At 73.9% G+C, this 10092-nt stretch carries 10 protein-coding genes and 1 pseudogene; 3 read left to right on the top strand and 8 right to left on the bottom strand.

What is annotated here, in order from left to right; genetic code table 11:
• Positions 1-222: 222 nt before the first annotated feature.
• Complete coding sequence (locus V7E46_RS24555) at positions 223-501, bottom strand: chaplin (protein ID WP_329177197.1); 279 nt, start codon at positions 499-501, stop codon at positions 223-225.
• A gap of 180 nt (positions 502-681) precedes the next feature.
• On the opposite strand from V7E46_RS24555, the gene V7E46_RS24550 reads away from it, so the two are divergent.
• Positions 682-1185: a DUF5949 family protein gene (locus V7E46_RS24550; RefSeq protein ID WP_333770443.1), complete on the top strand. Its 504-nt coding sequence runs from the start codon at positions 682-684 to the stop codon at positions 1183-1185.
• A gap of 67 nt (positions 1186-1252) precedes the next feature.
• On the opposite strand, the gene V7E46_RS24545 is transcribed toward V7E46_RS24550, so the two are convergent.
• The 4 genes and pseudogenes from V7E46_RS24545 to V7E46_RS24530 all read right to left on the bottom strand — a co-directional run bounded on the left by V7E46_RS24545 (position 1253) and on the right by V7E46_RS24530 (position 2754).
• Entirely contained in the window at positions 1253-1525 is a 273-nt protein-coding gene (locus V7E46_RS24545) for a hypothetical protein (protein ID WP_329177194.1), read from the bottom strand.
• A 40-nt stretch (positions 1526-1565) separates the two neighbouring features.
• The gene (gene crcB / locus V7E46_RS24540; protein ID WP_333770442.1) at positions 1566-1937 is read right to left on the bottom strand and encodes a fluoride efflux transporter CrcB; all 372 of its coding nucleotides are present in this window, start codon (positions 1935-1937) and stop codon (positions 1566-1568) included.
• Entirely contained in the window at positions 1934-2257 is a 324-nt protein-coding gene (locus V7E46_RS24535; protein ID WP_333770454.1) for a DUF190 domain-containing protein, read from the bottom strand. Before V7E46_RS24535 ends, crcB begins: the two co-directional genes overlap by 4 nt.
• A gap of 59 nt (positions 2258-2316) precedes the next feature.
• Positions 2317-2754 (bottom strand): annotated as a pseudogene (locus V7E46_RS24530) (fluoride efflux transporter FluC).
• Positions 2755-3020: 266 nt separating this feature from the next.
• Between V7E46_RS24530 and V7E46_RS24525 the strand changes: the two are divergent.
• Positions 3021-4100, top strand: coding sequence for a hypothetical protein (locus tag V7E46_RS24525; RefSeq protein ID WP_333770441.1), 1080 nt, complete (start codon positions 3021-3023; stop codon positions 4098-4100).
• An 11-nt stretch (positions 4101-4111) separates the two neighbouring features.
• On the opposite strand, the gene V7E46_RS24520 is transcribed toward V7E46_RS24525, so the two are convergent.
• The 3 genes from V7E46_RS24520 to V7E46_RS24510 all read right to left on the bottom strand — a co-directional run bounded on the left by V7E46_RS24520 (position 4112) and on the right by V7E46_RS24510 (position 9108).
• A complete protein-coding gene (locus V7E46_RS24520) occupies positions 4112-4693 on the bottom strand; it encodes a hypothetical protein (protein WP_333770440.1) in 582 nt (193 codons plus the stop codon).
• A gap of 12 nt (positions 4694-4705) precedes the next feature.
• Positions 4706-7096 carry a DnaJ family domain-containing protein gene (locus V7E46_RS24515; RefSeq protein ID WP_333770439.1) on the bottom strand — a complete coding sequence of 797 codons (2391 nt, stop codon included), beginning with the start codon at positions 7094-7096 and terminating at the stop codon, positions 4706-4708.
• Positions 7097-7674: 578 nt separating this feature from the next.
• Positions 7675-9108 carry an MFS transporter gene (locus tag V7E46_RS24510; protein ID WP_333770438.1) on the bottom strand — a complete coding sequence of 478 codons (1434 nt, stop codon included), beginning with the start codon at positions 9106-9108 and terminating at the stop codon, positions 7675-7677.
• A gap of 144 nt (positions 9109-9252) precedes the next feature.
• Between V7E46_RS24510 and V7E46_RS24505 the strand changes: the two genes are divergently transcribed.
• A partial coding sequence (locus V7E46_RS24505) for a LysR family transcriptional regulator (protein WP_333770437.1) occupies positions 9253-10092 on the top strand: 840 nt, incomplete at its 3' end.

The raw sequence follows: 10092 nt of genomic DNA, 5'->3' as shown, positions 1-10092 counted from the left end.
GACGCGAGCAGGAAGACCGACCCACAAGCCAGCAGGCTGACGCACGAGCATCCGCAGTGGCCGGCCGAGGCACGAGGCCGCCCGCGAAGGACGCAAGCAGGAAGACCGACCCACAAGCCAGCAGGCTGACGCACGAGCATCCGCAGTGGTCGGCCGAGGCACGCGCGCAACGCAAGACGGCCTCCCGTACGCGAGGTGACGGGAGGCCGCGCCGGTGCGGGTTTAGTACGCGTCCGCGCCCTGCAGGGGCACGATCGGGGCCGAGATGTTCTCACACGTGTTGCCGAACGCGGGGTTCAGCAGGCCGATCACGTCGATGGTGTTGCCGCAGAGGTTGACCGGAATGTGCACCGGAACCTGGAGCAGGTTGCCGGACAGCACACCCGGGGAACCGACCGCAGCGCCCGCGGCGCCGGCGTCGGCGGCGGCCATCCCGGCTCCGCCGGCAAGCACGGCACCCGCGGCGGCGGTGACAGCCGCAGCCTTTGCGATACGCGACATCAAGATCTCCCTGAGACGAAAAAAGCAGCCGCAAACAGCTGCGGCTTTGACGCAATGCGCAACGGGAGGAGATCACCAATAGTCACGCAAGTTGAGCTGAACCAGTGATTCGGTATCGGATTACGCCGATGGAGTGACAGACGAGGCGGGCCACCGCTTCCGGCCGTTAGGGTCCGGCGCATGACCCAGACCAATACCGCGTCCGCCACGTCACTGATGAGCCGTCTCGGCACCCTCGTGGTGATTCCGTGGGCAGGCGAACACCTCGAAGACGGCAACGACATGGCATTCCTGATGGCCTACACCCTCGGTGACGGCGTCGCGGGCCACGAGGGCTCGGAAGCCGCCGCGCTCACCGTCGCGGAAGAGGCCGGGCTTCCGGTCGGCGGCGCCGTCCTCGATGTCGCCCAGGTGCCGAAGTCCCCGGTGAAGGTGCTGGTCGAAGGCGGCAAGGCGGTCCTGACGATGCCGTATCTGCATGTGGCCTGCCCCGTCCCCGAGCAGTGGGTCGCGGCCGCCCGCGACCGCGGGACGGTCTATGTCATCCTCGCCAGCCGGCCGTGGCCCGAGGCCGTACCCGGCCGGGCGGTCACCGAGGCCGCGCTGCAGGCCTTCGCGGCGGACGATGCCGTACTCCGCACGGCCGCGCACTGCCTGGTCCCGGTGGGCACGCTGACGTCCTGACGGCCCCGGCGGAGACCGGCGGTCCCCGCACGACGGGTGTCGTGCGGGGACCGGTGGCGGCGGGGGCTTACGAGTTCACGAGTTCGTTGCCGGCGCTGACGGCGTCAGACCCGGCCTGTACGGCTTTCTTGACGGCGGAGACCTTCTTGTCGACGCCGGTCTGCGCGAGCACTCCGTGTGTCGCGGTCGCGGCCTGCTCACCTGCGGCCTGGGCGGTCACGGCGGTACCGGTGAGGGTGCCGGCGAGGTCGGCGGCCTGAGCCGTCGCGGTCGCGGACGTGGCTGCGGCGAGCAGGACCGAGCCTGCCGCCGCCTTGCTGAGGAATCGGCGTACGTTCATGTTGCTGACAACGAGTGACCGCCCGCCAGGGCACGCCGGGTCACCCCCACAAGGCGGTGCCCAGCGTCACCCCCGCGAACGCGGCACCGAGCCCGGCAGCCACGCTGAGCAGCACATTCCCGGCCGCGTACGCCTTCGCGCCGCTCTCCGCGAGCCGCAGCGTCTCGTACGAGAAGGTCGAGTACGTGGTCAGCGTCCCGCACAGCCCCGTGCCGATCAGCAGGTGCAGCCGTGCGGACGCGGCGCCCTCGGCGGCGCCGGTGAGGGCGCCGAGGACCAGGCAGCCGACGACATTGACCGTGAGGGTGCCCCAGGGGAAGACCGAGGCGTGCCGGGACTGGACCGCCCGGTCGGTCAGGTAGCGCATCGGCGCCCCGACGGCCGCGCCGGCGATGACCAGCAGCCAGTTCATGACGCGGCGCCGCCGGTCCTGGCGGTGTGCCGGACGACCTCGCAGGCGTCCAGGACCACCATTCCCTCATCGACGAGTTCGTCCAGCTCGGGCAGGAAGCCGCGGACGCGCTCCTCGGTGTCCACGATGACCACGGCCACCGGCAGGTCCTCGCTGAGCGAGAGCAGCCGGGAGGTGTGGATCAGCGAGGAGCCGCCGAAGCCCTCGATGCCGTGGAAGACGCTGGCCCCGGCGAGCCCGGCGCGCTTCGCCCGGTGCACGATCTCGGTGTAGACCGGCTTGTGGTGCCACCGGTCGCTCTCACCGAGCAGGACCGTCATCCGCAGCGCGGCGCCCGAGAGCCGCCGGTGCACGCCGTCGTTGTCCGTCTCACTGATCGTCACATGTCCCATCGTGCCCTGCGGGCCAGGACCCCGCGGGTCGCCCACACCGCGGCCCCTACAGCGGCGAGGGCCGCCACGAGGGCCGCGGCGGCGTAGCAGAGGGCGGTGCCCGCCTGATGGGCGTCGACCAGGCGGCGGGTCTCGACGGCGTACGCGGAGAAGGTGGTGTAGCCGCCGAGCACACCGGTGCCGAAGAACGGCCGTACGAGGCGGTGCGCGGCCCACACCTCGGTGATCAGCACCATGAGGACGCCGATGACCGCGCATCCGGTGACGTTCACCCAGAACGTCGTCCATGGGAATGTGCCGGGCGTCTGCGGCCACCGCAGGGCGGCGCCCTAACGGGCGCAGGCCCCGCCGACACCGCCGGCCGCGACCGCGCCGACGACAAGCCACTGGTCGTGCATCAGCCCCGGCCGGTCGTGCGCCTGCATGGTTCGGCGTCTCCTGCGGCTCGGGGTCGTCGGGACGGTCAGCGTAATGGCGAACCCGCGGTCCATTGCGACGGCTTCCCGTGCCGCGCCGCCCATGGCCACCGGAATGCCGGCCGGAGGCGGTGGTGACAGAGCGCGGTCCGGCTGTTGCACGGGCGTGACAACGGCCGGACAGGGGAGGGACGTTGCACGGGCATCGTATGACTCACCGTCGGCGCGGATCGCGCCGCAGCATGACACGTCATATTTTACCGGGGGAAGCCGTCATGACCGTTCGCGCCGGAAGCCGCGCCACTGCCACCGCCATCGCCCTCACCGCGAGCATCACCGCGGGGTTCGGCCTTCTGCTGACCGGCTGCGGGCCCGAGGACGCCACCGGCGACGACCCCAACCCGTCGGCGACGAGCACCGTGAACGGCACCGGCGGCACCAGCACCGGCACCCCGAACGGCAGTGGCGGCACCAGCGGCGGCGGAGCCACCGCCACGCCTGTCGTCAGCAAGGCGCCGGCGTCCGCGCCGCCGCTCAACGGCACCGCCCACAACGGCCTGACGATCAGCGACGGCACCCGCTTCGTCGTGATGAACGGCACCCGGGTCGACTTCGGCACCGCCGTACGCGACCTGGCCTGGTCGCCCGACGGCAGGAAGGCGGCATTCGTGGACGGCGACGGCGACCTCGTCGTCAGCAACCCGGACGGCAGCGGCCGTACGGTCGTCGCGAAGAACCCGGGCGGCCAGACCTGGTCCCACCCCACCTGGCAGGTGCGGCCCGCCGACCCCGACAACGGCCTTCCGCGGCTGAACGAGCTGATCTTCGCCGGCCGCAAGGACGGCGTGGCCAAGCTCTACGGCGTCCCCGCGACCGGCCACAATGCCAAGCCCGCCGTGCTCAGCCTGAACCACTACTCCGGTGAGGACATCAAGCAGCTGCCGCAGACCGGCAATGTATGGCCGAGCGCCGCAGGCACCCACGGCACCTCCGTCTACGCCAACACCGCCGACGGGCAGGTCTACATCCGCGACGACTACCTGCGGCAGCAGGGCTCCGCGATCGCCAAGGGCTCCGAGCCCGCGTTCGCGCCGGGCGACGACGAGGGCTTCGTCTTCGTCCGCTCCGTCGGCGGCCACGACCACCTCTTCCGGGAGACGTCCGGCAACAACGGCCCGGTCTTCAAGGACCTCACGCCGAACGCCACCACCGACTACACCGAGCCGGCCTTCTCCCCCGACGGCCGCACCGTCGCCGCCCGCACCCCGAACGGCATCGTGACGCTGCCCGCCAACGGCTCCAAGGCGCCGGTCAAGGTGTCCGGTTACGTGGGCCTGCCCGCCTACCGCGGCTGACCCGCGACACGCTACGGGCGGTCGGCCAGCTCCGCCCGCAGCGTGTCGAGATGGGCGTCGGCGACGTCGTGCGGCAGGAATTCCACCACGCCGACGAAGCGGAAGACCACCTGCGAGGCGGTCACCGCGAACTCGTAGTCGGCGAAGCCGACCACCGCACCCATGGAGCCCCGCACCGCGCCCCGGACCACATGCGCCGTCATGTCGTCCGGGGTACGCGCGCTGGTACCGCGCCGGGCGTTGGGCCTGGCCAGATACGGGCACACCATCGAGGCGTAGAGCATGCACGGCCGGTGCCCCGGCCCCTCGAGGGTGGCCGCGAGATTGCGGTACGGCCGCCCGGCGGCCAGCGCCTCGGCTATCGCGGCGCTCTCGCCTGCGCCCACCACCCGCCAGACCGGGCCGCGCGGCATCAGCACATTGCAGACGGAGCACAGCCGCTCCCGGGCGCAGTTCGCGCTGCGCTCGTAGTCGGTCAGCGCGAACTGCGGCTGGTCGCCCTCCCACGGGGTGATGGCGGGCACGGGATAGCCGCGCACATCGCGCGGCCTGGCGTCGACGGACTGCGGCACGGGAACGGATTCGAAACGCACCCGCCCTGCCTATCAGGAGGAGCGGGACCTGCGGAACAGCCGCCCCCAGCCGCCCCTGCCCTGGGACTCGGAAACGGGCGGCTCCTGCGCCGGAGCCGCTTCCTCCCCCGCCGCCGCCTCCGCGGCCCTGGCGGCCCGCCAGTCCGCAAGGACCTGCTCGGCGTCGAAGAGCCCGCGGCCCAGCGGCGGTCCCTCGGGGGGCCGCCGCAGCGCGTCGCGCAGCTTGTCGTTGATCGCCGCGACGATCCGCAGGACCTGCGCCTCGGTGGCCGCCGCGGCGACGGCCTCCATCGCGTCCTCCGCCTCCTTGCGCAGCACCAGCGACGGCGGCAGCGCGGACAGTCCTTCGCGCTGCATCTTGCCGCGGATCCACCACAGCTCGTCATAGGGGGCGTCCAGCGACGGCAGCGGCTTGCCCGCTCCCGGCAGGGCCGCGAAATCCCCGCGGCGCTCGGCGTCGCGTATCTGCTTGTCGGCCCAGGTCTCGAAGGAGACGCCGGGCGGCTTGCGCTCGGTCATGCCGCACTCCTCCCGCTCCCGCACGGCCCGCCCACAGGGCCCGTACGACGACGGCGCTGGCCCCCAGGTTACAAGCGGGACCCGAACGGCGGCCGGGCGCGGGCGGCCAGCAGCGCCACGTCGTCCTCCGCCACGGACGGCGCAAGCCGGTGCACGATACGGGCGAGCAGCGCGTCGAGCGGCCCGGCCGGGGGGGGGGGGGGGGGGGGGGGGGGGGGGGGGGGGGGGGGGGGGGGGGGGGGGGGGGNTTTTATAAGAGACAGATTTCCGGGCGGGGGGCGGGTGGGGGGGCGGGGGGGGGGGCGGCCCCCCCCCCCCCGCGAGCCTGGCCAGCGACGTGTCGATGTCCTCGGTGCGCCGCTCGACCAGGCCGTCGGTGTACAGCAGCAGGGTGTCGCCGGCCGGCCAGGGTACGTACACGGTCTCGTACCGGCCGCGCAGGTCCGCGCCGAGCGGCGGCCCCGGCGGGACGTCCAGCAGCCGTACCCGGCAGTCAGGAGTGATCATGGCGGGCGGCAGATGGCCGGCGTTGGCGAACCAGCAACCGCCGTGTACGGGGTCGGCCAGCGCCAGCAGGCAGGTGGCGGGGCGCTCGGTGCCCGCCGCGGCCAGCAGCGTGTCCATCCGGCGCAGGATGCGGTCCGGCGGGTCGCCCTCGCCCGCGACCACCCGCAGCATCGAGCGGTAGTGGCTCATCTCCACGGCCGCCCCGACGCCGTGGCCCATCACGTCGCCCATCGCCAGCAGGGTGATCCCGTGGGGCAGCGCCCGCGTGTCGAACCAGTCGCCGCCCACCAGATCCATCGCCCCGGCCGGCAGATAGCGGCTCGCGACGTCGATCTGCGGATGCGGGGTGCCGGGCGCGGCCAGCAGTGCCCGCTGCAAGTCCACGGCGATGCCGTGCTCGCGGCTGTAGCGGCGGGCGTTGTCCATACTGATAGCCGCCCGGTCGGCGAGCGCCGTCGCCACCGCCGCGTCCTCCTCGCCGAAGGCCGGCGAGGAGCCGGCCCTGATCAGCGTGACCGTGCCGAGCTGCACCCCGCGCGCCGCCAGCGGCACCACCAGCCCCGAGTGGATGCCGGCCGCGCGGTACGCCGCCACCCGGGCCGCGTTCGGCGCGGACTTGCGCAGGTCGGGGTCGGCCGGCACGTTGTACGTCATCGCGCGGCCCGTCTCCAGGCAGCGCGGAATCGCCGAGCCCGCCTGGTAGTCGATGTACTCGCCCGGCACGCCGAACTGCTGCACCGACTCCCGCAGCCGCGGCACCGCCACCATCGCGGCCCGGCGCAGCCGCACCGTCCCGCCGGGCGGCGGCCGGCGGCCCTCGGCACCGGTCATCGCCAGCAGTTCCACGGTCGCCACGTCCGCGATCACCTCGACCAGCAGGTCGCACAGCTCCTGGCAGGTGCGGTCGATCTCCAGCGTCCGGCCGATCCGCACCGCGGCCGCGTCCAGCAGCTGGAGCCGCTCCCTGGTCCGCTCCAGCTCCGCCCGCACCTCGCGGTCAGCGCTCACCTCGAAGACCACCGCGCCCAGCCCGCGCACCCGGCCCTCCGCGTCCTCCAGCCGGTGGTAGCTGCCGCGCCACACCCGCAGCCGGTGCGCCGACTCGGCCCGGGTCTGCCCGCTCGACACGACCTCGCGGGTGCGGCCGTCCGCCAGTACCTGGCGCAAGGTCTCGACGCCCGCGTCCACCCGGGGGATGATCTCGGCGATCGTCCGCCCGAGGTGCGCGTCCGCGTCGAGCCCGTTCATGAGCGCGAGCGCCGGGTTGACGTACACATAGCGCAGATCGGTGTCCAGTACGGCGACGCCGGCCGCCGTGCCGTTGAGCAGGGCGTCCCACGCCCACGCACCGGCTTCCGCCGGAGGGTCGTCGTGCATCCCCGTCCCTCCTGCCCGTTCCGGCCGTCACCCAGCTACGTTCCACGATGCGCGCCACGTGCCCGAACCGCACCTATTCGCTGGTCGCGCGGCTGCTGGGGGTGCGCGTTCGCTGGGCCGCTTGCTCGGGGGGTGCCCTTGCGGTACGCCCTTGTCCGCGGCGGCACCGTGACTGGGCGCGCAGTTCCCCGCGCAGCTGGGAGGCTCGGGCCGCCGTGCGGACAGCGCGCCACGCCCGGGACCGACCGCGCGGTTCCCGTGCTCCGGGGGTGAACCTTGCGGTGCGTGCTTGCCTGCGGCGCCGCTGTGGTTGCGCGCGCAGTTCCTCGCGCCCCTTCAAGGCACGTCCCGCCGGGCGGACAGCGCGCTGCATGCCAGGCTGCGGCGCCACGGGGGTGGGCGGAAATTCCTTGCGCCCCTGCGGGGGCTCGGGCCGCCAGGGGATGCGCTCCCCGTGCGGGGCGCAGTCTTCCGGCCAGGGGGTGGCGTAGTGGCCGGGGTTGTGGGAGGCGGCGGGGAACTGCGAGGGCGGCCGGGACGCGCCGCAAGTGGGAGGTGCCACCGCAAGGGGCAGCTCCTCAGGGGCGCGAGGAACTGCGCGACAAGCCACGACGGCGGGTCGGATACGCACCTGCCGAAAGAGGCACCCCCTCAGGCCTGCGCCACGCGGCACTGGCCGCGGCAAGTGCGCAGACCGCCGCGGCCAGCAGCAGCGCCCACGCAATACCGCGGTCGGCGCGGCCCGCGCCACGGTGCGGAGCGACCGTGACGAAGGCGCCCAGGACGGCGACACCCATGGTGGCGCCGAGCTGCCGCAGCGCGTTGAAGAGGCCTCCCGCGGCACCCGCGGCACCCTCCGGAGCGAGAGCGATGATCGCGGTGGTCAGCGCGGGCAGCGCGAAGGAGACGCCGAACCCGGCCGCGGCGAGCCCGGCTGCGAGCAGGGTGTAGGGCGCCCCGGCCCATACGACGGCCCCCATGGCGCCGGCCCCGGCGGCGAGCAGGCACAGCCCGGCCAGAACCGGCCCGCGCGGCCCGGTACGGGCCACGATGCGGCCGGTGAGCAGCGGGTTGAAGGCGGTCGGCAGCGTCATCGGCAGAAAAGCCAGGCCGGTGCCGACCGCGCTGTAGCCGAGCCGCTGCTGGAGCAGCAGCGGCAGCACGAACAGCGCACCGCTCAAAGTGAAGCCGACCGCCGCACCGGCCAGCAGCATCGCGCCCATGCCCGGCGCCCGCAGCACCGCCCGGGACAGGACCGGCGAGGCACTGCGGCGCTCCCGCGCGGCGAACAGCGCGCCCGCCGCAATTGCCGCGCCGAAGGCCCATGCCGTGTGCGACCAGTTCCGCCCGCCCAGCGCGATCAGCGCATCCGTGCCCAGCGCGACGGCCACGCAGCCGAGTACCTGCCCCGCGTAATCGATGCGCCGGGCGGGCGCGGCCGGGCAGCGCACGGCGCTTCCCGACACCAGGGCGAGGGTGAGCGCGGCGATCGGCACATTGACGAGGAAGACGGCCCGCCAGCCCGCGAGGCCGACCAGCAGGCCGCCCGCGATCGGCCCGGCGGCGAGCGCGGCCCCGCTGACCGCGGCCCACACCGCGACCGCCCGGGCCCGCCTGCGCGGTTCCGGGTGGAGCCGGGTGATCAGGGCCATCGAGCTGGGCACGCAGGCCGCGGCAGCCGCGCCGAGCACCGCGCGCAGCACGACCAGCGTCCAGAGGTTCGGCGCGACCGCGCACAGCAGCGATCCGGCCCCGAAGACGGCGACCCCGCCGCGGAAGAGCCGGTGCGCGCCGTAGCGGTCGGCCGCCGCCCCCGCGGACAGGAGCAGCGCGCCGAAGGCCACGGTGTAGCCGGTCACCGCCCACTGGAGCCCGGCGACCGAGCCGCCCAGCGCATGTGAAAGGTCGGGCTCCGCGACCGACAGCACGGTCATGTCGAGGAGCACCATGAAGTAGCCGAGCGCGATACCGAACAGCGCGTACGGTTTCGGGGCGGGGGACACGCCAGACATCACCACTCCGGTCGTCCGGTTTCACCCGGATCGCAGGTTTACGGGGAACGCCTGTCAGAGTGCGGCCGGGCGGGACAGCGCCTCCACCGGCACAGCCGCACGCCGCGTTCGGCCGCGCCGAACGCACCGACCGGGAAGTGAGCGATGGAACTGCGTCAGCTGCGGACCTTCGAGGCCGTCGTCCGCGAGGGGAGCGTCACGGACGCGGCGGTCGCCCTCGGCCTGGCGCCTTCCTCGGTGTCGCAGGCCGTACGCACGCTGGAGCGGTCCTTGGGCGTACAGCTCTTCGTCCGCGACCCGCGCGGCATGCGCACCACCGCCGCCGGTGAGCAGTTGCTGACCTGGTCAGGGCGCCTGCTCGACCAGGCCGAACAGGCCCGCCGCGAGGTGGTCGCCGCCGATGCCGCGGCCCGCGAGGTGACGACCGTACGGCTCGGCGCGCTGGAGTCGATCGCCGCGGAGATCGTTCCGGCGATCCTGGCCAGGCTCGCCGCACGGCGGCCCGGGCTGCGGGTCGAGGTCCGTTCCGACCCGTCGCGCGACGCGCTGCTCACCGCGGCGGGCGCGGGCGAGCTCGACGCCGTGCTGGTGCTCGACACGGGGAAGGCCCTGGGCGGCCTGGGCTTCCCCGTTCCCTCAGCCGGCCCGCTGGACTTCCTCGACCTCGATCCGGTCCCGCTGGTCCTGGTCGGCTCCCCCGCCCATCCGCTGGCCGGCGCGGACGGTCTGGTCCCGGCGGACTTCGACGGGCAGCGGCTGCTGGTCAACACCGCGTCGTCCTGCTCCTTCGCGCTCGCCGCCGACCGGCTTTTCGGCCCGGCCGTCGAACGCGTCCAGGCCGGCAGCGTCGCCGTCATGCGCGCGTGGGCCAGGCAGGGCGTGGGCATGGCCCTGCTGCCCGCGTTCGCGGTGGCGCCCGACCTGGCTGCGGGCTCGCTGGTCGCCCTCCGCCTGCCTCTCCCCACCCTCCACCTCCGCCTGACC

The organism is Streptomyces sp. IBSBF 2435 (genome assembly GCF_036815005.1).
Classification (GTDB): domain Bacteria; phylum Actinomycetota; class Actinomycetes; order Streptomycetales; family Streptomycetaceae; genus Actinacidiphila.
Note: the sequence above shows the minus strand (reverse complement) of the source record. Positions and strands in the feature narration are given on the sequence as shown.

Bases quoted from the DNA above. Each gene is read 5' to 3' on its own strand.
- V7E46_RS24555 (WP_329177197.1), bottom strand. From the start codon at position 501: ATGTCGCGTATCGCAAAGGCTGCGGCTGTCACCGCCGCCGCGGGTGCC.
- V7E46_RS24550 (WP_333770443.1), top strand. From the start codon at position 682: ATGACCCAGACCAATACCGCGTCCGCCACGTCACTGATGAGCCGTCTC.
- V7E46_RS24545 (WP_329177194.1), bottom strand. From the start codon at position 1,525: ATGAACGTACGCCGATTCCTCAGCAAGGCGGCGGCAGGCTCGGTCCTG.
- crcB (WP_333770442.1), bottom strand. From the start codon at position 1,937: ATGAACTGGCTGCTGGTCATCGCCGGCGCGGCCGTCGGGGCGCCGATG.
- V7E46_RS24535 (WP_333770454.1), bottom strand. From the start codon at position 2,257: ATGACGGTCCTGCTCGGTGAGAGCGACCGGTGGCACCACAAGCCGGTC.
- V7E46_RS24525 (WP_333770441.1), top strand. From the start codon at position 3,021: ATGACCGTTCGCGCCGGAAGCCGCGCCACTGCCACCGCCATCGCCCTC.
- V7E46_RS24510 (WP_333770438.1), bottom strand. From the start codon at position 9,108: ATGTCTGGCGTGTCCCCCGCCCCGAAACCGTACGCGCTGTTCGGTATC.